20 protein-coding genes and 2 pseudogenes are annotated in these 22449 nt (G+C 70.0%); 7 read left to right on the top strand and 15 right to left on the bottom strand.

Features of this window, described 5'->3' with window-relative positions:
* Nucleotides 1–5: 5 nt before the first annotated feature.
* Nucleotides 6–653 (bottom strand): response regulator transcription factor, encoded by a 648-nt coding sequence (locus ABZ826_RS16275; protein ID WP_361447640.1) that lies wholly within the window; start codon nt 651–653, stop codon nt 6–8.
* A complete protein-coding gene (locus tag ABZ826_RS16280) occupies nt 638–1906 on the bottom strand; it encodes a sensor domain-containing protein (protein ID WP_361447642.1) in 1269 nt (422 codons plus the stop codon). The genes ABZ826_RS16275 and ABZ826_RS16280 overlap by 16 nt, the downstream gene beginning before the upstream one ends.
* A gap of 268 nt (nt 1907–2174) precedes the next feature.
* Here ABZ826_RS16280 and ABZ826_RS16285 point away from each other — a divergent pair, with 268 nt between their 5' ends.
* Nucleotides 2175–4307: an MMPL family transporter gene (locus ABZ826_RS16285; protein ID WP_361447644.1), complete on the top strand. Its 2133-nt coding sequence runs from the start codon at nt 2175–2177 to the stop codon at nt 4305–4307.
* 77 nt (nt 4308–4384) lie between these two features.
* Here the strand turns inward: ABZ826_RS16285 and ABZ826_RS16290 are convergent, their stop codons facing one another.
* From ABZ826_RS16290 to ABZ826_RS16310, 5 genes and pseudogenes are all read right to left on the bottom strand, one after another.
* Nucleotides 4385–5005, bottom strand: a complete 621-nt coding sequence (locus ABZ826_RS16290; RefSeq protein WP_361447645.1) for a winged helix-turn-helix domain-containing protein — start codon at nt 5003–5005, stop codon at nt 4385–4387.
* Nucleotides 5006–5348: 343 nt separating this feature from the next.
* Nucleotides 5349–5789 (bottom strand): annotated as a pseudogene (locus ABZ826_RS16295) (hypothetical protein); the annotation flags it as partial.
* 79 nt (nt 5790–5868) lie between these two features.
* Nucleotides 5869–6912 carry a glutamine synthetase gene (gene glnII, locus ABZ826_RS16300; RefSeq protein WP_361447647.1) on the bottom strand — a complete coding sequence of 348 codons (1044 nt, stop codon included), beginning with the start codon at nt 6910–6912 and terminating at the stop codon, nt 5869–5871.
* A 120-nt stretch (nt 6913–7032) separates the two neighbouring features.
* Nucleotides 7033–8175 carry a hypothetical protein gene (locus ABZ826_RS16305; protein WP_361447649.1) on the bottom strand — a complete coding sequence of 381 codons (1143 nt, stop codon included), beginning with the start codon at nt 8173–8175 and terminating at the stop codon, nt 7033–7035.
* On the bottom strand, nt 8172–9647 hold the full coding sequence (locus ABZ826_RS16310) for a hypothetical protein (protein WP_361447651.1): 1476 nt from the start codon (nt 9645–9647) through the stop codon (nt 8172–8174). The genes ABZ826_RS16305 and ABZ826_RS16310 overlap by 4 nt, the downstream gene beginning before the upstream one ends.
* A gap of 210 nt (nt 9648–9857) precedes the next feature.
* Between ABZ826_RS16310 and ABZ826_RS16315 the strand changes: the two genes are divergently transcribed.
* Complete coding sequence (locus ABZ826_RS16315) at nt 9858–10769, top strand: Gfo/Idh/MocA family oxidoreductase (protein WP_361447653.1); 912 nt, start codon at nt 9858–9860, stop codon at nt 10767–10769.
* A 250-nt stretch (nt 10770–11019) separates the two neighbouring features.
* On the opposite strand, the pseudogene ABZ826_RS16320 reads toward ABZ826_RS16315, so the two are convergent.
* Nucleotides 11020–11433, bottom strand: a pseudogene (locus tag ABZ826_RS16320) (MarR family transcriptional regulator); the annotation flags it as partial.
* An 81-nt stretch (nt 11434–11514) separates the two neighbouring features.
* Here ABZ826_RS16320 and ABZ826_RS16325 point away from each other — a divergent pair.
* On the top strand, nt 11515–12372 hold the full coding sequence (locus ABZ826_RS16325) for an alpha/beta hydrolase (protein ID WP_361447655.1): 858 nt from the start codon (nt 11515–11517) through the stop codon (nt 12370–12372).
* Between the two features lie 18 nt (nt 12373–12390).
* Here the strand turns inward: ABZ826_RS16325 and ABZ826_RS16330 are convergent, their stop codons facing one another.
* Nucleotides 12391–12750 carry an arsenate reductase family protein gene (locus ABZ826_RS16330; RefSeq protein WP_361447657.1) on the bottom strand — a complete coding sequence of 120 codons (360 nt, stop codon included), beginning with the start codon at nt 12748–12750 and terminating at the stop codon, nt 12391–12393.
* 120 nt (nt 12751–12870) lie between these two features.
* Here ABZ826_RS16330 and ABZ826_RS16335 point away from each other — a divergent pair, with 120 nt between their 5' ends.
* Together ABZ826_RS16335 and ABZ826_RS16340 are read left to right on the top strand one after the other, a co-directional pair.
* On the top strand, nt 12871–13140 hold the full coding sequence (locus ABZ826_RS16335) for a hypothetical protein (protein ID WP_361447659.1): 270 nt from the start codon (nt 12871–12873) through the stop codon (nt 13138–13140).
* Between the two features lie 381 nt (nt 13141–13521).
* The gene (locus ABZ826_RS16340; protein ID WP_361447661.1) at nt 13522–14007 is read left to right on the top strand and encodes a hypothetical protein; all 486 of its coding nucleotides are present in this window, start codon (nt 13522–13524) and stop codon (nt 14005–14007) included.
* Between the two features lie 35 nt (nt 14008–14042).
* On the opposite strand, the gene ABZ826_RS16345 is transcribed toward ABZ826_RS16340, so the two are convergent.
* Nucleotides 14043–14945 carry a helix-turn-helix transcriptional regulator gene (locus ABZ826_RS16345; protein WP_361447663.1) on the bottom strand — a complete coding sequence of 301 codons (903 nt, stop codon included), beginning with the start codon at nt 14943–14945 and terminating at the stop codon, nt 14043–14045.
* A gap of 510 nt (nt 14946–15455) precedes the next feature.
* Here ABZ826_RS16345 and ABZ826_RS16350 point away from each other — a divergent pair.
* Entirely contained in the window at nt 15456–15932 is a 477-nt protein-coding gene (locus tag ABZ826_RS16350) for a hypothetical protein (RefSeq protein ID WP_361447665.1), read from the top strand.
* Between the two features lie 860 nt (nt 15933–16792).
* On the opposite strand, the gene glnA is transcribed toward ABZ826_RS16350, so the two are convergent.
* Nucleotides 16793–18202 (bottom strand): type I glutamate--ammonia ligase, encoded by a 1410-nt coding sequence (gene glnA / locus ABZ826_RS16355; RefSeq protein WP_361447667.1) that lies wholly within the window; start codon nt 18200–18202, stop codon nt 16793–16795.
* A 256-nt stretch (nt 18203–18458) separates the two neighbouring features.
* Between glnA and ABZ826_RS16360 the strand changes: the two genes are divergently transcribed.
* Complete coding sequence (locus ABZ826_RS16360) at nt 18459–18926, top strand: RDD family protein (protein WP_361447669.1); 468 nt, start codon at nt 18459–18461, stop codon at nt 18924–18926.
* Nucleotides 18927–19100: 174 nt separating this feature from the next.
* Here ABZ826_RS16360 and ABZ826_RS16365 read toward each other — a convergent pair whose 3' ends face one another.
* The 4 genes from ABZ826_RS16365 to lipB all read right to left on the bottom strand — a co-directional run bounded on the left by ABZ826_RS16365 (nt 19101) and on the right by lipB (nt 22269).
* Nucleotides 19101–19808, bottom strand: a complete 708-nt coding sequence (locus ABZ826_RS16365; protein ID WP_361447671.1) for a DUF4191 domain-containing protein — start codon at nt 19806–19808, stop codon at nt 19101–19103.
* 19 nt (nt 19809–19827) lie between these two features.
* On the bottom strand, nt 19828–20028 hold the full coding sequence (locus ABZ826_RS16370; protein ID WP_114244165.1) for a hypothetical protein: 201 nt from the start codon (nt 20026–20028) through the stop codon (nt 19828–19830).
* Nucleotides 20029–20358: 330 nt separating this feature from the next.
* Nucleotides 20359–21324 (bottom strand): lipoyl synthase, encoded by a 966-nt coding sequence (gene lipA / locus ABZ826_RS16375; RefSeq protein ID WP_361447673.1) that lies wholly within the window; start codon nt 21322–21324, stop codon nt 20359–20361.
* 132 nt (nt 21325–21456) lie between these two features.
* A complete protein-coding gene (gene lipB, locus ABZ826_RS16380; protein ID WP_361447675.1) occupies nt 21457–22269 on the bottom strand; it encodes a lipoyl(octanoyl) transferase LipB in 813 nt (270 codons plus the stop codon).
* Nucleotides 22270–22449: the final 180 nt, after the last annotated feature.

The raw sequence follows: 22449 nt of genomic DNA on the forward strand, positions 1-22449 counted from the left end.
CCGGTTCAGCCCCGGTCGAGGTAGGCGAGCACCGCGAGAACGCGGCGGTTGTCGTCGTCGGACGGCGGCAGGCCGAGCTTCCCGAAGATGTTCGAGGTGTGCTTGGCCACCGCCCGCTCCGTGATCACCATCTGCGAGGCGATCGCCGCGTTGGAACGGCCCTGGGCCATCAGCTCCATGACCTCCAGCTCACGCGGGGTCAGCCCGCCCATCGGCTTGTCCTGCGCGCGCCGCGACAGCAGCTGCGAGATCACCTGCGGGTCCATCGCGGTGCCGCCCGCGGCGACCCTGCGTACCGCGTCGATGAACTGGTCGGCGTCGAAGACCCGGTCCTTGAGCAGATAGCCGATGCCGCCGTTGCCGTCCGCCAGCAGCTCACGTGCGTACAACTGCTCCACGTGCTGCGAGAGCACGAGCACCGGCAGCCCCGGCCTGGCCCGCCGGGCCGCCAGCGCGCACTGCAGGCCCTCGTCCGTGTGCGACGGCGGAAGCCGGACGTCGACGACCGCGACGTCCGGCGCCGACTCGGCCAGGGCCCGGGTCAGTTCGGGCCCGGTCTCCACAGCTGCCGCGATCTCGAAGTCGTACGCCTCCAGCAGCCGGACCAGGCCGTCGCGCAGCAGGAAGAGATCTTCGGCTAGGACAACTCGCAAGGGATCTCCATGGTCACCATGGTGGGACCGCCCGCGGGGCTGCTGACGGCCATGATGCCGTCGAATGTACCGAGTCGGCGTTCGATTCCGCTCAGACCCGAGCCGGCTCCGACCGCGGCACCGCCCTTGCCGTTGTCCGTGACGGTGACCCGCAGCAACGCGTCCGCGTGGTGGATGTCCACCCAGATCCGGTCGGCCCCCGAGTGCTTGGCGGTGTTGGTCAGCGTCTCGCTCACCGCGAAGTACGCCGCCGACTCGACCGCGGCGTCCGCCCGTCCGCTCAGCTCCACCCGGACCTCCGACTCGATCGGCAGCCGCAGCGCCAACGCCTTGACCGCGTCCCCCAGTCCGCGCTCGGCGAGGACCGGCGGGTGGATGCCGCGGACCAGATCGCGCAGCTCCGTGAGGGCTTCGGCCGACGACTCGCGGGCCATGGCCAGGAGCTTCTTCGCCTGCGCCGGGTCCTTCTCGATGAGCGCCTCCACGGTGCCCAGGTTCATGCCCATGGCGACCAGCCGGGCCTGCGCCCCGTCGTGCAGGTCCCGCTCGATGCGCCGCAGTTCGGAGGCGGCGGTGTCCACGGCCTCGTGCCGCGTCTCGGTCAGCCGGTCGATGCGCCGGGCCAGCTCCTGCTCTTGGGTGGGGGCCAGCATCGAGCGGGCGATCACGAAGTGCAGCCGCAGCAGCGGTTGGCCGACCAGCAGACCGATCGCGAAGAACACCACACCGAGCGCGGCGGCGGCAAGGCCCGTCGCCTGGCTGTCGACCGGTACGAACGCGTACCAGTAACGGTCGTCGGTGAAGACCCGCCACAACCCGGCCGCCAGGACGAAGCCCTCCACCGGGTACACCAGCAGCGCGGAGGCCAGGACCGCCACCAGATAGCCGGCGGTCATGTCGACCAGCAGCCACTGGATGTCACGCCAGGTCGCCGGGTCCTTCAGCATCAGCGTCGTCCGCTCCACCTGTCCGGTGAAGCCGGAGCGCACATCCTTCGGGAAGGGGCGGTACGGGACCGGAATGCGGACGTCGCACCAGGTGACCGCGAGCAGTCGGCGCCGGTTGGCGTGCTTGCGGACCAGCTCCAGCACATAGGGGGTGGTGACCAGGCCGATGCCCAGCGGGATGAAGGCGATGGAGAGCACGGCCCACACGAAGAGGGTGATCGACCCGATCAGGCTGGCGATCGACACCACGACGCCCCGCCAGGCTGCCAGCAGCGCACCCCGTGTCCGGGTTCGTATCGCGTTCATCTCGGTCCGTCTCTCCTCGCCGGGCCCTCCTGCCGGACCCGTCCGAAGACAGTCTCACCCGGCCGGCTCCCCGGACGTCAGCCGTTTCGCCACCCGGGCGGGGTGTACCCAGCACCACCCCGCCGGCCTCGCCCTACGGCTCCGCCGGAGGGGGCTTCGACGGCTGGGGCGGACGGCTGACCCTTCCTAGATTCATCAGCGTCCGTCAGCGACGCGTTCGGCGTCGACTGCCTTTCCCTTCCTTCTGACTTCTGGGGGCGAACACGCCATGAGGCGCAACCTCGCGGCACGCATCGGTGTGTGGAGTGCACACCACCGCAAAACCGCTGTTCTCGGCTGGCTTCTCTTCGTCGTGCTCGCCGCGGGCATCGGCGGCGCATCCGGTCTGGTCGAGATGTCCGACGCGGAGAACGCCGCGGGTGATTCGGCGCGGGCCGAGCAGATCCTCGACGACGCCGGGCTCGGACAGCCCGCCGGCGAGCTGGTCATGGTGTCCACCACGAAGGCGGGTGACTGGCGGGGCGCCGCCCAAGACGTCTCCGCGGCCATCGGCAGGACCGGTGAGGTGGCGAACCTCGCGGGGCCGATCCCCTCCAAGGACGGCAAGGACGCACTGATCACCTTTGACCTGAAGGGCGACGCGGCGACCGCGCCGGACAGGGTGCAGCCCGTGCTCGACGCCGTGTCCGGTGTCCGGGCGGACCACCCCGACGTCACCATCCACCAGTTCGGCGAGGCCAGCGCCGGGAAGTGGCTCGGCGACCTGCTCGCCGAGGACTTCAAGAAGGCAGAATTCACCGCCGTACCCCTGGCCCTGGGCATTCTGCTGGTCGCCTTCGGGGCCGTCGTCGCGGCGCTGCTCCCGGTCGGGCTGGCACTGACGGCGTGCATGGCCGCCTTCGGGCTGCTGTCGCTCGCCAGCCACCAACTGCACCTGTTCCAGACCACGTACTCCGTGATGTTCCTGATGGGCTTCGCCGTCGGTGTCGACTACTGCCTCTTCTACCTGCGGCGCGAGCGCGACGAGCGGGCGGCGGGACGCGACGCCGAAACGGCGCTGCGGATCGCGGCGGCGACCAGCGGCCGGGCCGTGCTCGTCTCCGGGCTCACGGTCATGGTCGCGATGGCCGGCATGTTCCTCTCCGGACTGATGCTGTTCAAGGGCTTCGCCCTCGCCACGATCACCGTGGTCCTCATCGCGATGCTGGGTTCGGTGACGGTGCTGCCCGCGCTGCTGTCCTGGCTGGGTGACCGGATCGACGCCGGACGTGTGCCTCTCCTCGGCAGGCGAGGGGGCCGGCGCGCACGCACGAGTGGCGGATTCGCCGGCACGGTACTCAGGCCGGTCCTGTCCAGGCCGAAGGTCTTCGCGGTCGCCTCGGTCGTCGTCCTGCTCGCCCTGGCCGCGCCCGCCCTCGGCATGAAGACCGAACAGCTGGGCCTGGAGAAGCAGTTCGGCTCCGACTCGCAGCTCTCGGTCGCCTACCGGCAGATCAACGAGAACTTCCCCGGCGGCCCCGCTCCGGCACACGTGGTGGTCAAGGCCGACAACATCGAGGCACCCGCGCTGCGCGAGGCGCTCGGCGGCTTCGACAAGGTGACCGTCCACCGGACGCGGAACGTCGCCGAGATCGAGGTACCGCTCCCCGGCGGCGCGGCCGACCTCGCCGAACTGCGCGAGGAGCGGCTGCCCGCCGCGTTCGACGGGACGGGCGCCCAGGTGTACGTGACCGGGGAGATCGCCGGGTCCGTCGACTTCAACGACCAGCTGAAGCGCGGCATCGTCCCCGTCTTCGTCTTCATCACGGCGGTGACCTTCCTGCTGATGCTGTTCTGCTTCCGCTCGTACGTCATCGCCGTGACCTCGATCCTGCTCAACCTGCTCTCCGTGGCCGCCGCGTACGGAGTGATGGTCGCCGTCTTCCAGCACGGCTGGGGGGCCTCGCTGATCGGTTCGGAGGGGGTCGGCGCGATCGAGGCCTGGATTCCGCTGTTCGTCCTGGTCGTCCTGTTCGGACTCTCCATGGACTACCACGTGTTCGTGGTCTCCCGGATCCGTGAGGCCCGCGACCGCGGTCTGCACACCCGGGCCGCGATCGACGAGGGCATCCGGGCGACGGCGGGCGCGGTGACCGGTGCCGCGGTGATCATGGTCGCGGTGTTCGCGGTCTTCGGGACGCTGTCGATGCAGGACATGCAGCAGATGGGCGTCGGCCTCGCCGTCGCGGTACTGCTGGACGCCACGATCGTACGGATGATCCTGCTGCCCTCGGTGATGGCGCTGCTGGGGGAGCGGAACTGGCGTACCCCGCGCGGACTGGCCCGGCTGCCGGGCCTGGAGCACGGCGAGCCGGAGACGGGCACGTCCGAGGCGCTGGTGACGTCGGGGACGCGCGGCTGACCGACGGCCCCGGGACGCGGAGCGGCCCCGGTCCGCTACCCACCGGACCGGGGCCGCTCCGCACGGCTTCAGCGCTGTCAGGGGGCGTACTTGTAGCCGACGCGCCGCACCGTCTGGATCGACCGGCGGTGCTCGGCGCCCAGCTTGCGGCGCAGCCGGGCGACGTGGACGTCGACGGTGCGCCCGTCGCCCACGTGCCCGTAGCCCCAGACCGTGGTCACCAACTGGTCGCGGGTGTGCACCCGGTGCGGGTGTGCGACCAGATGGGCGAGCAGCTCGAACTCCAGGAAGGTGAGGTCGAGGATGTTGCCGTCCACCGTCGCGGCGCGCTGCACGGGGTCGATGCGCACCGGACCGGTGGCCGGGTCCTCCACCGGCGTCGGCACCACGTACTGGGCGGCCGCGGCGGCTGCCGCCGTGACGGCGGGCTGCTGGTCGGCCGGTACGAGCACCAGGTAGCCGATCATCGGCGGCCGGCCCGGCAGCGCCGGAACGGTGTGCTGGGGTGCGGGCAGCCAGGTGGCACCCGGCGGCAGGAACCCGGCCACATCGGCCAGCTGGACGACCTCGTCGGGGTCGACGGCACGCAGCCGGTGGCGGTTGGGGGAGAGGGAGCGGGCGGAGGTGGTGGCCGCAGCGGTCGCCGAAGGCGCCGGGGTGACGGCGGCTGCGGCGGAGAAGGTACGAGTGTTCGCCATGAGGGTCAGCTCTTTCGCGCGAAGGAGTCGTCGAGGGACGGACTTGCTTGCGTGCGCGCGGACCGAAGGCCGGGTGAGCGGCTTTAGAGGGCCTGCGCGTTCAACGCGCGGCAACACACCCGGTCGAAGTCATGATGCTGACGGGAAGGCCAGAACGGTTCGAGGTCGCTGCGACCTGTCGAGGTGTACTGGATGCCGACCATGCCCCCATTGAACCAGAGAACGCGACGGCGCAGCAGACCTCTCCCACCCGTCGATACGGACCCTTTGCGTTACCTTCCTCACCCCGGGCCGCCGCGGCCGACGGGCCGGTGCCCCCGTCGGCCCGAGGCCGGTGCCCCGCTCAACCCACCAGCCGCTTGCGCCAGTCCAGCCCGGTCAGCTCGATCGCCCGGTCCGGCGACCCGTCCCACTCCACCGTCAGCCCCGCGTCGCCGAGCGCCTCGACGACCTCCCGGCCCACGGCGGCGGTCGCGTCCGCCGCCCCGTCGAACCCCCCGTAGTACAGCGCGAGGCCGTGCCCGGACGCGGCGCCCTCGGTGCCCTGCGTGTGGAAGAAGACGAAGTCGCGCGCATCCTCACGCCCGGCGCCCCGGATCTCGGTGACACCGCACGACCGGCAGCAGGTGAAATGCTCCCTCGCCGTGATCCCGCCCCGGTCCAGCCGGGCGAACGCCCGCTTCAGCCGGTCCGCGTCGGTCACGTCCGGCCACTGCCGCTGCTCCTCGATCCGCTCCAGCCACAGCCGCTCCACCAACTGCCATGCCTGCGCGTACGTCACCGGACCTCTCGGAGTTCTCGGTCTCCACCTTGATGCCGAGCATGCGCCAACCCTGACACGGGCCACTGACAACGGCCCGGGATCAGACCTGGTCGGCCTTCTCCAATGCGGCGCAGCAGGTGTCGACGATCAGCCGCGTGACGACGTACGGGTCGACGTTGGCGTTCGGGCGGCGGTCCTCGATGTAGCCCTTCCGGTCCTGCTCGACCTGCCACGGGATACGGACCGAGGCGCCGCGATCGGAGACACCGTAGCTGTACTCGTTCCACGCCGCGGTCTCGTGCAGACCGGTCAGCCGGTCGTCGATGCCCGCGCCGTAGTTCTTGACGTGGTCCATCGGCTTCGAGCCCTCGCCCAGTGACTCGCAGGCCGTGATGATCGCGGCATAGCCCTCAGGTCCTTCGCGCATCGCCTTGGTGGAGAAGTTGGTGTGCGCGCCCGCGCCGTTCCAGTCGCCCTTGACCGGCTTCGGGTCGAGGGTCGCGGAGACGTCGAAGTCCTCGGCGGTGCGGTACAGCAGCCAGCGGGCGATCCACAGCTGGTCGGAGACCTCCAGCGGGGACAGCGGGCCGACCTGGAACTCCCACTGGCCGGGCATGACCTCGGCGTTGATGCCGCAGATGCCGAGGCCCGCCCGCAGACAGTTGTCGAGGTGCTTCTCGACGATCTCGCGGCCGAAGATCTCGTCGGCGCCGACACCGCAGTAGTAGCCGCCCTGCGCGGCCGGGAAGCCGCCCTCGGGGAAACCGAGCGGCCGGTGGCCGTCGAAGAAGGTGTACTCCTGCTCGATGCCGAAGATCGGCTCCTGGCCGGCGAACCGCTCGGCCACCGGGCGCAGCGCGGCACGGGTGTTGGACGCGTGCGGCGACATGTCGATGTCGAAGACCTCGCACAGCACGAGGACGTCCTCGCCGCCGCGGATCGGGTCCGGGCAGATGAAGACCGGCTTCAGCACCCGGTCGGAGGCGTGGCCCTCCGCCTGGTTGGTGCTCGAACCGTCGAAGCCCCAGATCGGCAGCCGGGCCACGTCCCGCGACGGGCTGCCGGCCATGATCTTCGTCTTCGAACGGAGCTTGGCGGTCGGCTCGGTGCCGTCGATCCAGATGTACTCAGCCTTGAACGTCACGGAAGCCATCCTTTGCGCGTGCTGCGGTGCTGCGGGTCCGGTCTCTGCAGCGCAGCTTCGCAAGCCGCGATTTCCCGTCCGTTGCCCGACTGTGAACCCCGTGTTACCGAGGTTCCTTCGTTACGCGCGGGACCTGAGCAGCGACTCGAAACCGGCGGCACGGATCCGGCGCACCAGTTCCTCCTCGGTCGTGCCCAGCGCCTCGGCCGCCCCCGCGAGCCGCCAGTCCGCGTCGGCGAGCCGGTGCAGCAGATGGCCGCGCCTGATCTGCGCCTCGGACAGCCGGAACGTCTTCAGGTACGCGACCTGCCCCTTGTGGTCGGTGATCGTCTCACCGATGTGCTGCCCCGCCCCACCCGTCAGGAACGGCGGCAGGAACCGCCACAGCGTGAACGAACCCATCCGGTAGACCCGGTCGAAGGCGTACGAGGTGTTCAGCAGCTCACCCGCGAACAGGGTGTCGTGCGCCTCGGCCCACTCCTGCTCCTGCGCCCGCGCCGCCGCCCGCAGACCGGCGAGCGTCCGCAGCCGCGGACCGTCGGGTATCCGCGCTGTGAACTCCGGCACCGGAGCGCCGTACAGCGCGTACTGGTGGATCAGCTCGCCGTACAGGTCCTCGACGAGCGACGGGTGCAGCAGCCGGTAGTCGTCCGGGTGCGGCAGCACGAACGCGGCGGCGAGCGCGTCGGCCGCGTACACCATCACCCCGCACTGGCCGGGATGGATCTCGAAGACCCGCAGCGCGTCACCGAGCCCGCGCACCGACCACCCCATGTACGTGTCCTCGGCGCGCGGCGAGAGCCCGTCACGCAGCGCCTGCCGCGACCACTCCTCCCAGGCGATGGCGGGGCCGCCGAAGTGCAGGGAGAGGTAGCCCTCCAGAGCGAGGTGCAGCGGCAGGAAACGCAGCCGGTCGCCCTGCCGGCGCTTCGCCATCCGGTGGTGGCGGTGGCGCTGGAGCCGCGCGGTCCGGGGCGTCGGCCGGCTCCCGGCCGGGGAGCCCGCCGCGGCGCCGAGCTGCGTGCCGTACGCGGCGGACTGCTCGCCCTCGCCGGACCAGTCGGCGACGAAGCCGTGCGGGACGACCGAGGCGTAGTGCGTGCGCGGCCCGACGTCCACGACGGCGTGTCCGTAGTCCGTGTAGAGCTCCTCATGCAGCCGCAGCCCTTCGACGGGCTGTTCGCGCACCAGCGGCACCAGCCGGATGCCGCCCCACACCTGGGCGGGGCGGGTGGCGAGCCCGGTCAGTTCGAGCCTGTTCACGAGGTCGCTCCTGCCCCGTCGGCTCCCACGAAGCGTGTCACCTGCCGGTCCAGGTAGGCGTACAGCGCCGCCGCTCCCGTACGTCCCTCGGCGAACCCCGCGATCTCCACCAGCGCCGGCAGGTCCTCCGCGTCCCGGACACCCGCCGTGGGCACGCTCGGCGCGAGGCGACGCACATCGAAACCGTCCGCGTCGTATACGGGGTTCACATGCACCACCGCCGTGCGCCGGTCCGGGTCGAGCCGGGTCCGCCAGACCCGAAGCACCTCGCCCGCGAGTCCGGGCGGCGCGTTGTCCCAGCCGTCCGAGATGATGACCAGCCGGTCGGGGCCGAGCTCCAGGGCGTCCAGCACACGGGTGCCGAGCGGGGTCGGGCCCCAGGGCCTGACCAGCAGTGGATCGGTACGGCCCGATGTCCACAGCGAGGTGTACGCGCCCGGCGCGGCCAGCGCCTCCAGCAGGAAGTGGCAGGCCAGCGCCACGGCGAGCGGGCGGCGCCGCTTCTCGCCCGACCCGGAGGACGAGTAGCTGTCGTCCAGCACGGCGGCGACCCGGCCCCAGCTCCTGGCATGCGGGCCCGCCGCGCGACGGGCCGCCGCGCGGAGCGCGTGGGTCAGCTCCTCGCGGCGTAGCCGCCGCGCCTCGAATCCGAGCGACAGCACGTACAGGGCGAGCCGGGTCAGCGGCATCACGGTCAGGTCCACATCCGCGGGCGACCGCCCGTCGTCTCCGGCAGCGCGCTGCCCCAGGGTCCGCAGCCGCTCCAGCCGGGTCATCCGCGGCACCATACGCTCCAGGAACACCTCCCGCTTCATCCCGCGCCGGGCGGCGAAGCCCTCGGCGACGGTGAACGGCAGTTCCTCGACGGCCCCCTGCTCGTAGTGGGCGCGCCGCCAGGCGTCGAGCAGCTGGTGCCGGTAGCGCGGCCGGTGCCCCGGCCGGAACAGGAAGTCCCCCGTCTCGTCCGGCTCCCCGGTCCCGCCGAATCGGAGATGGACATGGCGGGCGGCGGTCTTCAGGCCGGAGCGGTACTTCACCGCGTCATGCGCCCGGTCGGGCCGGGCGGCCAGCCAGTCCCGCATGATCGCGCGGGTGCGCCGGTTGTTGACCCCGGCCGCGCGCAGTGCCCGGAACAGCCGGTACACGCGCTGCGGGGGCAGCTTCGCCAGCCGGGCGGCGATCAGCCGGCCCTCGGGGCGCTTCTCCTCGGCGCTCGCGTCGGCGGCGTGCTCCAGCAGGCCCCGGACGATGAGCACGGCGTTGTGGTCGTTGATGTCGAGGGCGAGCGCCGCGGCGTACACCCGGCGGTAGTTGACCCGTACGTACTCGTGGAGGAAGTCCAGCGAGAGCTGCTGCTGATACGCGGTGGAGCGGAACTCGCGCTGCCCGGTCGCTGTGATTGCCGCGTTGACGAAGAGCAGCACGTCCTCGGCCGCGACGAGGCCCGCGTCGGTTCCGGTGCTGTTGGTCATGGCTTCCCCCGTGGTGTCACGCGCCGCCGTACGAAGAGGCGGAGCGCCGGCCGGGGAATGGGGGCGCGAACAGCGAAATCACTGCTTCAGAGGCAAGTCCCGGAAGTCGCAGCCGGAGTCCCGCGGCCGGCCCCGCAAACGTAACCACCGACACCGCCCCGCGCCAACTCAATACGGGACCGGCCCGGCGAACCCGGCAGACTTGCCCCCATGACGACACTCCCCCCGACCCCCCTGCGCATCGGCCTCGTCGGTACGGGCCCCTGGGCCCGCAACACCCAGGCTCCCGCCCTCGCCGCCCACCCTGGCGTCGCACTGAGCGGTGTGTGGGGCCGCCGCCCCGAGGCCGCGAACGTTCTGGCCGCCGCCCACGGCACGACGGCGTACAGCGGTGAGACGGGCATCGACGAGCTCTTCGCGGCCAGCGACGCCATCGCGTTCGCCGTGCCGCCGGACGTCCAGGCCCCGCTCGCCGCCCGTGCCGCGGCCACCGGCCGCCACCTGCTGATGGACAAGCCGATCGCGACCACCGTCACGGGAGCCCGCGAGATCGCCCGCGCCGCCGAGGAGACCGGGGTCGCGTCCATCGTCTTCTGCACCCTGCGGTTCGCGGCCGAGACCTCCGCCTGGATCAGCGAACAGGCCGCCCTGGACGGCTGGTTCACCGCCCGCGCCGAGTGGATCGGGGCGCTGTTCGCCCCCGGCGCGACCAGTGAGTACGCCGCCTCGCCCTGGCGCCGCGAGAAGGGCGGCCTGTGGGACGTCGGCCCGCACGTCCTGTCGGTCCTGATCCCGGTACTGGGCGACGTCACGCGGCTGACCGCGGCCCGGGGCCCGTCCGACACCACCCATCTGATCCTCCGCCACACCTCCGGCGCGTCGAGCACGGTGACGCTCGCACTGGGTGCCCCGGTGGGCGCGGTCGACACGGAGCTCGTGCTCAGGGGGGAAGAGGGAACTTCCGCACTGCCGCGGTGGGGCGACGTGGTCGGCTCCTTCCGGGTCGCGGTGGACGCGTTGATCGAGGCGGTCCGCACGGGGGAGCCGCACTCCTGCGACGTCCGGTTCGGACTGCGCCTGACACAACTGCTGGCCGAGGCGGAGGCGCAGGCGCGGGCGTAGGGGACGGGCGGCGCGCGTCGGTCTCCCCGCGTACGGGGCGGCAGGTTCTCCCTACAGAAGACAGGTCCTATGCGGGGCAGGCGGGTCCGTTCGTAGGGGAGGCGGGTTCTACGGGACGGGCGACGGGTCTTTCGGGACGGGAGGCGGGCCCGTTCGCCTCGGACGCTGCGTTCTCTTCGACCGCCCCGTCAGTACTCGGCGGGGGCGCGGGAGGAGCGGGAGGCGCCGTGACGGCCTGGTGAGCGGTGTGCAGAAAGCGCCGGACCGCCGCCGTCTCACGCGCGTCGAAGTCGCGCAGCACCGCCACCGTGTTCTCGATCAGCGGCCCGAAGAAGGACTGGCCCAGCTCCACCGCGCAGGGCGTCACGCCGAGCAGGACCCGTCGCCGGTCCCGCGCGTCACGGGTGCGGTGGAGGTGGCCCAGGCGCTCCAGGCGGTCGATGAGAGATGTGGTGCCCGCGGAGTTGAGGCCGAGCTGGGCGCCGAGCCAACCGGCGGTGGCGTCCGTACCGGCCCGCTCGGCGTCCAGCAGGCAGATCAGGGCGCGGACATCGGTGCTGTGCATTCCGTGCAGAGTCGCGAACTCGGCCTGGCGCAGCCCGAATTCGACCGTCACCTTGCGCAGCAGATGGACGATCTCGCGCTCGGGTTCTTGGGCGGTCACCGAGGCGTCTCCTTCCTCACTCGCCCTTATTATCTCGCTGAGCGAGATAATATCCGAGAGCATCCGACCAGGGAGGCGCCCATGAGCACCGCCATGTCGTTCCTCACGGCGTACGACGAGGTCCTGACAGCCAAGTGGCCCGCCGGAACGACGCACTCCGAGGCTCGCACCCCGTACGGCACCACCCGCATCAACAGCTGTGGCCCCGAGGACGCCCCGCCCCTGGTGCTGCTGGCCGGCGGCGGATCCACCTCCACCGTCTGGTACGCCCAGGCCGCCCACCTGGGCCGCACCCATCGCGTCCACGCGGTCGACCTCGTCGGAGATCCGGGCCGCAGCGTCGCGGGGGAGCGTCCGATCCGTACGGTGGAGGACCTGACGACGTGGCTCGACGCGGTGCTGGACCGACTGGGCGCCGACCACGGCGCGCTGTGCGGGCATTCGTACGGGGCCTGGATCGCCCTCCACTACGCCCTGCAGGCGCAGCCCCCGCGCGTCCGGAAGCTGATCCTCCTCGATCCGACCCAGTGCTTCGCCGGTTTCCGGCCGGGCTATCTGCTGCACGCGCTGCCGATGCTGCTCCGGCCCGGGGCGAAACGGACGCGCACCTTCCTGGAGTGGGAGACGGGCGGAGCGGCGCTCGATCCGACGTGGCTGCGACTGCGTTGCGCCGCAGCCGGCTTCCCGTCCGCCCGTCCCGTCACCGGACCCCGCCCCGCATCCGAAGCCCTGGGCGGACTGGGGGTGCCGACCCTGATCCTGCTGGCCGAACACAGCCGGGCCCATCACCCGACCCGCGTCGCCGCCGCCGCGGCCCGGCTGCTCCCGCACGCGCACACGGCGACGATCCCCGGCGCGACGCACCACACCCTGCCGCTGCACGAGCCGACGGCCACCGCGCTGAACCGCAGGATCGAGGAGTTCCTGACGGCCCGATAGCCCACACCGCGCGGGGACTCAGCGCCCCATGGCGTCCCGTACCGCCTCGTCCGTGCGTGCCACGACGGCGGTCCCGTCGTCCGCCGTGATGATCGGCCGCTGGATCAGCTTCGGATGACCGGCGAGCGCCGAGATCCACCGCTCCCGCGAACCGGCCTCGCGCGGCCACTCCTTGAGCCCGAGCTCCTTCGCCTCCGCCTCCTGCGTCCGCGTGATGTCCCACGGCTCCAGCCCGAGCCGGTCGAGCACGGCCCGGATCTCGTCCGGCGACGGCACATCCTCCAGATAGCGGCGGACGGTGTATTCGGCACCTTCCGCGTCGAGCAACTGCACCGCGCCGCGGCACTTCGAACAAGCGGGATTGATCCAGATCTCCATGGGGCCAACGGTACGGGAGGGATGCCGCGAAAGCCCTTCTGGCCAGCGCCGATTGTCAGTGGTGGGCCGTAAAATAGAGGTAGTTCGTGAGGGTTTCACGACCGCGCCAGGAGGATGCCCATGGCCGTTGCCGCAGTCACGACCAAGCCGCTCCACAAGCCCCTGCAGAAGAAGCCGCTCCCCGCGGGCCGGCCCCGTGAGTGGTACATCACCCACAATCGCCGCCTGAAGGCCATGCGCCTGGCGATCGCCCTGCTCGACACGGGCGTCTACTACCCGTCGACCGCGACCAACGACAAGATACGTACGACTGCCGAGCGCATCGGTATCCACCCGCCGTCCGACACGACCTGCCGCATGGTCCGCGCCCTGATCCGCTACGGCCGCTGACCGTCGGCACCTGACCCCCCGACAGCCGACAGCCGACAGTCGCTGGCCGACAGCCGCTGGCCGACTGCTGAGGAACGACAGCTCATGTACCTGAAGGAGCCCGTGCCCCTCGGACCTCCGGGGGGCACGGGTGCGCCCGGCGGTACCTTGTGCTGTGGCCGGAAGGGATGCCGGGATGCTCGCGGCGTCCGGTGCGGTGCCGCTCATGCCATCAGAGTCGGCTGTCCTCCGGTACGCCACGACTCCATCAGGTGCCCATTTTGTGAGCTCCTCTGAGGGCCTTCCGCTCCGTCCCGGCTCCTCACCCGTCCGGCGTACACGGCATGCGGCTTTGCCCACCGCACCTTTGACTGGGGCGACGGGCGAGTGCTGGGAGGCACGATGACGAGGAAAGCCGCGCGAGGCCTGTGGGCCGTAGTGCTGGCGACGACCGTGATGTCGACGGCCGCCGCCTGTTCCGGCGAGGGCGGAAAGGCCTCCAGCACGGCGTCGAAGGCCGCGTCCGCCGCAGCGTCGGTGGCGTCCAGGGGCTCCGATGTGGTGGCCTCGGCCACCGCGGCCGCGGGTGAGAAGCTGAAGGGCTTCAAGAACGGCGTGAACGCCAAGAGCGACGTCAAGTTGGGCCCACCGGGCACCGCCCCCGACGGCCACGCCACCGCGAAGGTCACTGCGACCAACAGCGCCGACTCGTCGAAGTCGTACGCCGTGCAGATCAACTTCCGCGATTCCAAAGGGAATCTGCTCGACACGGTGGTGGTGACCGTCGACGACGTCGGCCCCAGGACAGCCAAGAACGCCACGGCCCGCAGCAACCGCAAGCTGTCGGGCGCCATCAAGGTGGACGTGGGAACGGCCCTGCGGCACTGACCGATTCTCGAATCGGCACCGGCGTGACAGCGAAGTCAGAAGTGGTGTCTGTGCTGTTCCCATGAAATCGGCCTGCGCAGGGCACGCCAGGGTGGAATTTTTATCCGCTGGGACCGGCAGCAGAGCGCCATCAGCTTGTTCTCGGTGCCGGTGCCTGGCTGTGGTATCTCCAGAATGATCCGCCGGCCCGAGTGGTCGTCGACGATGAGTGCGCTCTCCTCCAGCACCATGTGGCCGGCAAAGGGATGCTTCACCTCGCGGGCCGTGACATGGTGCTTTTCGATTTCGTGCTGCTGCCACCACGCGCGGAACTCCTGGCTGTTCCGGCTCAGGTCCCGCACCAGTTCCGTGAACCATGGCTCATGGACGTACAGACCGGTGGCCGCGCGGAAATCGGCCAGCACGGACCGGGCGCTCGGTTCCCAGTTCTGAATCAGCTCGCGCATGTAGCCGCCGAAGAACAGCCACAGCATGTGACGGTGCTCAGGCGGGATTTTTTCCAGATCCCCGTAGACATCCGTTCTGGCCTGGTTCCAGGCCAGAATGTTGAAACGGGGACCGAGAGCGAATGCCGGATGCGGATGCTGGCTGTCCAGGATGCGTTGGAGCGCCGGAGGCACGCCGTCCGTGGGAATGCTCGCGCTGGAACGGGTTTCCTTGCTCGACAGGGCCAGGAGATGGTCGCGCTCTTCGGCATTGAGGCGAAGGGCCTCGGCCAGAGAATTGAGGACATGATCGGACACCCGGATGTTCCGGGCCTGTTCGAGGCGGGAGTACCAGCAGGCGCTGATACCCGCGAGATCGGCCACGTCTTCCCGTCGCAGACCGGGGGTTCGCCGTGATGTCCGTGGTGGCAGGCCGACCTCTTCCGGCTGAAGGGCAAGCCGTCGTGTTTTGAGGAAGTCCGCGAGCTCCGCTCGCCGGTGGTCATAATTCATCCGTTGTTTCCCTCTGCTGGGCGACTCATGCGGATGGTTATTACCTGGGACCTCTGCTCCTAGGATAATCGGTTTCTGGCTGCGCGCTCAGCAGGGTGTGATGCTGCTTGCTGGACGTGACGTTCGACCGTACGGCGTGCGGAAAAACGACACCGTTCGAGAGCGAGCGTCCGTCTTCCGTTCCAGTGGTCGAAGGGAGAAAGTCATGCGCGGCAAGCGGTATCTCGTCCGGCTCAGCCCGGTCCTCATCGCCTCTCTGGCATTCCCAGCGGGTTTCGCCGGGGAAGCATTCGGCGCCCCAGCCCCGGCCGCTGCGACAACAGCGCCGACAGCGGCCCCCTCGAAAGCACCCTCGGTAGGGCCCGGCGATCCGGGGTTCGGCAGCGGCGTGGCTCGTGGTGAGGTCGACGGCCAGCTGTGCGTGAACCGGGTGGGGAACTACCTGGCGATGTTCCCGCTGAACCAGCAAGCGGCGTTCACGGCGGGCTACGACCTGGGCTTCAAGTCGGTGTGCAGGCCTGGGCTGGCACAACCGCAGCGGCTGCAGCCTCGACAGCACCAGCAGCAACGGCAGCAGCAGTCGCAGTCGCAGCAATTGCGGCTGGAGCTGAACCTGCCTCTGCAGCCGGCGACGCCGCGCGCTACACCTCCGGTGACGAATCCGCCCGTGACGCCGCCTGTGACGACGCCCCCGGCTACGCCGCCCGTGACGCCGCCTGTGACGACGCCGCCGGCTACGCCGCCCGTGACGCCGCCTGTGACGACGCCGCCGGCTACGCCGCCCGTGACGCCGCCCGTGACGACGCCCCCGGCTACGCCTCCGGTGACGACGCCTGTGACGCCCCCTGTGACGACGCCGCCGGCCACGCCCCCTGTGACGACGCCTCCCGCGCCGCCGCCGGCCACGCCTCCCATGACGACGCCTCCGGCTACGCCGCCTGTGGGACCTCCCGCCACTCCGCAGCAGTAGCTGCAGCAGTCACCTAGGCGAACTGCCGCGTGGACCCGAACAAGAGGTAGCGCGTGACCCGCGGGTTACGCGCTACCGCCACGCTCTGACGGTTCTCGACGGCAGCAGACACCTGGGCATGTGGTTGGAAAAGACATCTTTGTCCGAAGCGCGCCGGCCACCCTTTTCATAGGGAAATTGATGCATGGTCACGTCTGCCGGCCTGCTGTTTGACGATCGCTCGGAAATTGCCTGGAGCCGCTACTCCTGGGATATCCGGTTTCTTGATGCGTCCCGTGCCCCATGTGATCCTGCTGCTGAAAGCGGCGTTCGCCTTTACGGGTGCTGAGAAAAGGCACCGTTCATGAACGAACGACCGTCTTTCCTTCTGGCGATCGAAGCGAGAAAGTCATGCGTGGCAAGCGGTACCTCATCCGACTCAGCCCAGTGCTCATCGCCTCGCTGCGGGTTTCGCCGGGCAGGCGTTCGGCGCCGCACCCCCAGCCGCTGTGGTGGCCTCGGCCCCAGCGAAGGCACCCCACGTCGATCCCGACCCCTCGTTCGCGGCGGGCTTCAACGCCGGGTTGGGGGTGCGTCCGTGTAGGACCACGACATTCTTGGTGCCGCAGCACCAGCAGCGGCAATAGGTTGCCTGGTCGAGCCGTCCGGCCGACACACGCCGCCTGAGGGCACATATCCCGCTGTACATGCGGGTGGCGCGAGATACGCCCCCGCTCAGCCGGTTCTCAGTTGCAGTCTCAGCGGCAGCACGACGGGGGTCGCTGCCCCGAGGTGTGGGGCAGCGACCCCCGCTGCTCTGCCGTAGATGAGATCAGGCCGACGGGCCGCCCCCCCCAGCGACGCATGAACGCGCAGGGGGCAGGGCCGACCCCGCCTCCTAGAGGTCGAAGTAGAGCTCGAACTCGTGCGGGTGCGGGCGCAGCTGGATCGGGGCGATCTCGTTGGTGCGCTTGTAGTCGATCCACGTCTCGATCAGGTCGGCGGTGAAGACGCCACCGGCCTGCAGGTACTCGTTGTCCGCCTCCAGCGCCTCCAGGACGGCCGGGAGGGAGGTCGGGACCTGCTGGACGTTCGCGTGCTCCTCGGGAGCCAGCTCGTAGAGGTCCTTGTCGATCGGCTCGGCGGGCTCGATCTTGTTCTTGATGCCGTCGAGGCCCGCCATCAGCAGGGCGGAGAAGGCGAGGTACGGGTTCGACGACGGGTCCGGGGCGCGGAACTCGACGCGCTTGGCCTTCGGGTTGGAGCCCGTGATCGGGATACGCATCGCGGCGGAACGGTTGCGCTGCGAGTACACCATGTTGACCGGGGCCTCGAAGCCGGGAACCAGGCGGTGGTACGAGTTCACCGTCGGGTTGGTGAAGGCCAGCAGCGACGGGGCGTGCTTGAGGATGCCGCCGATGTAGTAGCGGGCGATGTCCGAGAGTCCCGCGTAACCCTGCTCGTCGTAGAACAGCGGGTCGCCGCCGGCCCACAGGGACTGGTGGACGTGCATGCCCGAGCCGTTGTCGCCGAAGATCGGCTTCGGCATGAAGGTCGCGGTCTTGCCGTTGCGCCAGGCGACGTTCTTCACGATGTACTTGAACAGCATCAGGTCGTCGGCCGCGGCGAGCAGCGTGTTGAACTTGTAGTTGATCTCGGCCTGGCCGGCGGTGCCGACCTCGTGGTGCTGGCGCTCGATCTGGAGGCCGCTCTTCTCCAGTTCCAGGGACATCTCGGCGCGCAGGTCGGCGAAGTGGTCGACCGGCGGGACCGGGAAGTAGCCGCCCTTGTAACGGACCTTGTACCCACGGTTGTTCTCGACCGCACCGGTGTTCCAGGCGCCGGCCTCGGAGTCGATGTGGTAGAAGCTCTCGTTCGCAGACGTCTGGAAGCGGACGTTGTCGAAGACGTAGAACTCGGCCTCGGGGCCGAAGTACGCGGTGTCGGCGATGCCGGTGGAGGCGAGGTACGCCTCGGCCTTCTTGGCCACGTTCCGCGGGTCACGGCTGTACTGCTCGCCGGTGATCGGGTCGTGGATGAAGAAGTTGATGTTGATGGTCTTGTCGCGGCGGAAGGGGTCGACACGGGCGGTCGACAGGTCCGCGCGCAGCGCCATGTCGGACTCGTGGATGGCCTGGAAGCCGCGGATCGACGAGCCGTCGAAGGCAAGCTCTTCGGCCGGGTCGAAGGTCGCCGCCGGGACAGTGACGTGCTGCATCACACCGGGCAGGTCACAGAACCGGACATCGATGAACTTGACGTCTTCGTCGGCGATGAACTTCTTCGCGTCGTCGGCGTTCTGGAACATCCAACTCCTCCTACTCCCGGCCCGGGAGGGACGGGGTTGTAGCTCGTGGTGCGGCCAGTGCGGTGGCACACGCTGGACCCGACCATAGGCAGACCGGATTTCTCAAGCATGACCCATTTGTTTCGCAGAAGTTAACCGAGCCGGGTGTGAGCGGCACCTCGTGGCCTGTTCCGGGCCTCTCCCGAGGGCCGCGGCGCAGGCCCTCGGCGGCCCCCCGCCCGGCGGGTGACACGGGCGGGCGCAGTACCGTGGTCGGGTGGACAACAGGCAAGCAATCGGATCGTGGCTCTCAGGGCCGCGCGCGGCCGCCGAGGAAATGGGGGCCGACTTCGGCTACCGGGGCAAGCGGCTCGGCCTGCCCGAGCACGGCCCGGGATCCGTGGCTCCGCTCGGCCGGCGCTTCGGCGCGATCTTCATCGACTGGGCCCTGTGCCTGGTGATCGCATACGGGCTGCTCGCTCGCGGTGACCAGCAGGCGGCCGGAAACTGGGCGCTCGGCGTCTTTCTCGTACTGAGTGTGCTCACCGTCGGCACCATCGGCTGCACGCCCGGCAAGCGGCTCCTGGGCATCAGGGTCATCGCCGAGAGCGGTGGCCGGCTCACGTTCGGCCGAGTGGTCGTCCGGAGCGTGCTGCTGTGCATCGTGATCCCGGCCCTGGTCTGGGACCGCGACGGCCGGGGTCTGCACGACCGGCTGGCCCGCGCGGTTCAGGTGCGTATCTGAGCCGGGACCGGAAGGCCGAGGACGGACGCCGAGGAAGCGGAAGCCGGGGCCACGACGCCGGGGACGGAACAGGGAAGGGGGCGGGTTGCGAACCGGTTCGGTTCGCAACCCGCCCCCTTCCTGCGTGCGGCGGCCATGTGCGGATGCGCAGGAACAGCAGGTACGACGGACGCGTCAGCGCATCTTCCCGCCGCGCGGCATCCGCGTCCCCTTCGGCATCGGGCCCTTGGGCAGCGGCATGTTGCTCATCAGGTCGCCCATCGCGCGCAGCCGGTCGTTGGCGGCCGTCACCTGCGGGCCGGCCAGCACGCGCGGCAGCTTCAGCATCTTGGTGCGCACCTTCTTGAGCGGCACCTGGCCCTCGTCGTTGCCGACGACGATGTCGTGCACCGGTACGTCGACCAGGATGCGCGCCATCTTCTTCTTCTCGGCCGCGAGCAGCAGCTTCACCCGATTCGGGTTGCCCTCGCCGACCAGCACGATGCCCGCCTTGCCGACGGCACGGTGGACGACGTCCTGGCTGCGGTTCATCGCGACCGCGGGTGTCGTGGTCCAGCCACGGCCCACCCGGTCCAGCACCGCCGCCGCGGCGCCCGGCTGTCCTTCCATCTGCCCGAAGGCCGCGCGCTCGGCACGCCGTCCGAAGACGATCGCCATCGCGAGGAGGGCCAGCACGAAGCCCAGGATGCCCAGGTAGACCGGGTGGTCGATCACGAAGCCGACCGCAAGAAGGACACCGAAGGTGACGATTCCCACACCCGCGACGACAAGACCGATCTTGGAGTCGGTCCGCCGGGTCATCTTGTAGGTCAGGGCGATCTGCTTGAGCCGCCCCGCGTTCTCGGCGCTGTCCGCGCCTTCAGTGTTTGCCTTCCTCGCCATGTACAGAAGTTTACGTGGCTCAAGAACGGTGGTCGGCCGCGGCCTCCAGTACGTACTCGGTCTCGACCCGGTCCTTGGCCCGGCGCCGGTCCTCCAGGACGGCGGTCCAGGCATTGCGGCGGGCGGTGCGCTGGCCGCTGCTCAGCAGCAGCGACTCGACGGCACGGAGAGCATCGGTGACGGAAGGGATGGCGGTGGCGCGTACCGGCACGGCCTGCATCGTGGAAATCTCCTCGGAGCGGATGTGCGGACTGAGTGGCGTGGACTCAGCTGCCCGGGTTGAGCTACCCGGGACTGCGTTGCGCGAAGTGGGTGGCGTGCGTCGGGTGCGAGAAGCGGCGGTGGCAGCGGCCTGTGGAACCACTGCACCGTATGCACCCAGCGTCACTGCCCGGTGTTACCAGCGCATGACCGGTCGGTCAAACACCAATGAAACCTTGATCCGGGCGCAGCGCACGTCGACGCGGCCCATACGCGCCCCCGACCTGCGGGGAGCGTACGGGCCGCGTCGAATCGACTGTTACCGAGCGGTAGCCACTTGTGCTCGGATTCACACGGTGGGCGCCGCCGCGACGGCGCCGCGGCGCTCGATCGCCTGCTGGAAAAGACGGCCCGCGCGGTACGAGGAGCGGACCAGCGGCCCGGACATCACGCCGGAGTAGCCGATCTCGTCGGCCTCCTCCTTCAGCTCCACGAACTCCTGCGGCTTCACCCAGCGCTCGACCGGGTGGTGACGCACGGACGGCCGCAGATACTGCGTGATCGTGATCAGCTCGCAGCCCGCGTCGTACAGGTCCTGGAGCGCCTCGCTGATTTCCTCGCGGGTCTCGCCCATGCCGAGGATCAGGTTGGACTTGGTCACCAGGCCGGCCTCGCGGGCCCGCGTGATGACCTCCAGGGAGCGCTCGTAACGGAAGCCGGGGCGGATCCGCTTGAAGATCCGCGGCACCGTCTCGACGTTGTGCGCGAGCACCTCGGGGCGGGCGGAGAAGACCTCGGCGAGCTGCTCGGGAACCGCGTTGAAGTCGGGGATCAGCAGCTCGACCTTGGTGCGGCCGGCCTCCCGCTCCGCGGTCAGCGCGTGGATCCGGCGCACGGTCTCCGCGTACAGCCAGGCACCGCCGTCCTCCAGGTCGTCGCGTGCGACGCCGGTGATGGTGGCGTAGTTCAGGTCCATCGTGACCACGGACTCACCGACCCTGCGGGGCTCGTCCCGGTCCAGCGCCTGCGGCTTGCCCGTGTCGATCTGGCAGAAGTCGCAGCGCCGGGTGCACTGGTCGCCGCCGATGAGGAACGTGGCCTCGCGGTCCTCCCAGCACTCGAAGATGTTGGGGCAGCCGGCCTCCTGGCACACCGTGTGCAGACCCTCGCTCTTCACGAGCTTCTGCAGCTGGTTGTACTCGGGGCCCATCTTCGCCCGGGTTTTGATCCACTCGGGCTTGCGCTCGATGGGGGTCTGGCTGTTCCGGACCTCAAGGCGCAGCATCTTGCGCCCGTCGGGTGCGACAGCGGACACTCCGGCACTCCCCTTTGCTTTCACTGCATTGGATTCTTCGGCGAACACCAGGGTACGCCCGTGGTTCAAACGGCCTTACGCCTGGCCAACCTGTGGCCGACGGGGCCTATTCCCGGCCGGATGCTCGGGCCGTCACGCCGTGGCCACCGCATCCGTCGGGCGTTCGATGGTGCGCGGGGCGAGTTCCGCGTTCTCCAGGACGCCCTTGAGGTGCTTCTCGACGACCGGGAGCACCTCCTCGATCGTGATGTCGCGGCCCAGCTCGTACGCGAGCGACGTGACGCCCGCGTCCCGGATCCCGCACGGCACGATGCGGTCGAACCAGGTGTTGTCCGGGTTCACGTTGAACGAGAAGCCGTGCATGGTCACACCCTTCGCGACCCGGATGCCGATCGCGGCCAGCTTGCGGTCCTCGCGCCGCTGGCCGGCGTTGGACGGGGCGTACTCGGGGCCGTTCAGCCGCGCGTCGAACTCCTCGTCGTGCAGCCGCGGATCGAAGTCGAGGGAGAGGCCGCCGATCGCCGGACGCTCCTCGACCGGGTCGCCGAGCACCCAGACCCCGCTGCGTCCCTCGACCCGGGAGGTCTCCAGACCGAATTCGGCGGCGGTACGGATCAGGGCGTCCTCCAGGCGGCGGACGTGCGCGACGACATCGACCGGTCGGGGCAGCTTCTGGATCGGGTAGCCGACCAGCTGTCCGGGGCCGTGCCAGGTGATCTTGCCGCCGCGGTCCACATCGATGACCGGGGTGCCGTCCAGCGGGCGCTCACTGTCGGTCGTGCGCCGCCCCGCCGTGTAGACGGGCGGGTGTTCCAGCAGCAGACAGGTGTCGGGGACGGCGTCCTCGAACCTGGCCGCGTGGACCTCGCGCTGCTTCTGCCAGGCCTCCTGGTAGTCGACGGCTTCCTCGCCGAATCCCAGCCGGACGAACCGAAGCTCGCTCACGACAGCTGCCTCCCTACTCGCGGTGACTGGAGCCGGGATGTCCGGAGCCACGCCACCCTGCACTCAATCGGCCCCAAGCCACTGTACGGCCGGCCACCGGGCGGCGGTCCGGCAGGTCGATCCCGTCAGTACCACCACCCAATCCTCACACGATCGGATGAAAGTGAAGCGATGGTGGCT

Origin of the sequence: Streptomyces sp. NPDC047515 (assembly GCF_040643055.1) — a bacterium.
Lineage (GTDB): Bacteria > Actinomycetota > Actinomycetes > Streptomycetales > Streptomycetaceae > Streptomyces.

Excerpts from the sequence above, each read along its gene's own strand:
- ABZ826_RS16335 (WP_361447659.1), top strand. The coding sequence starts at position 12,871 with ATGGCCGTTGCCGCAGTCACGACCAAGCCGCTCCACAAGCCCCTGCAG.
- ABZ826_RS16280 (WP_361447642.1), bottom strand. The coding sequence starts at position 1,906 with ATGAACGCGATACGAACCCGGACACGGGGTGCGCTGCTGGCAGCCTGG.
- ABZ826_RS16370 (WP_114244165.1), bottom strand. The coding sequence starts at position 20,028 with ATGCAGGCCGTGCCGGTACGCGCCACCGCCATCCCTTCCGTCACCGAT.
- ABZ826_RS16345 (WP_361447663.1), bottom strand. The coding sequence starts at position 14,945 with ATGAATTATGACCACCGGCGAGCGGAGCTCGCGGACTTCCTCAAAACA.
- ABZ826_RS16340 (WP_361447661.1), top strand. The coding sequence starts at position 13,522 with ATGACGAGGAAAGCCGCGCGAGGCCTGTGGGCCGTAGTGCTGGCGACG.
- ABZ826_RS16290 (WP_361447645.1), bottom strand. The coding sequence starts at position 5,005 with ATGGCGAACACTCGTACCTTCTCCGCCGCAGCCGCCGTCACCCCGGCG.
- glnA (WP_361447667.1), bottom strand. The coding sequence starts at position 18,202 with ATGTTCCAGAACGCCGACGACGCGAAGAAGTTCATCGCCGACGAAGAC.
- ABZ826_RS16310 (WP_361447651.1), bottom strand. The coding sequence starts at position 9,647 with ATGACCAACAGCACCGGAACCGACGCGGGCCTCGTCGCGGCCGAGGAC.
- ABZ826_RS16315 (WP_361447653.1), top strand. The coding sequence starts at position 9,858 with ATGACGACACTCCCCCCGACCCCCCTGCGCATCGGCCTCGTCGGTACG.
- ABZ826_RS16365 (WP_361447671.1), bottom strand. The coding sequence starts at position 19,808 with ATGGCGAGGAAGGCAAACACTGAAGGCGCGGACAGCGCCGAGAACGCG.
- ABZ826_RS16330 (WP_361447657.1), bottom strand. The coding sequence starts at position 12,750 with ATGGAGATCTGGATCAATCCCGCTTGTTCGAAGTGCCGCGGCGCGGTG.
- ABZ826_RS16325 (WP_361447655.1), top strand. The coding sequence starts at position 11,515 with ATGAGCACCGCCATGTCGTTCCTCACGGCGTACGACGAGGTCCTGACA.
- ABZ826_RS16285 (WP_361447644.1), top strand. The coding sequence starts at position 2,175 with ATGAGGCGCAACCTCGCGGCACGCATCGGTGTGTGGAGTGCACACCAC.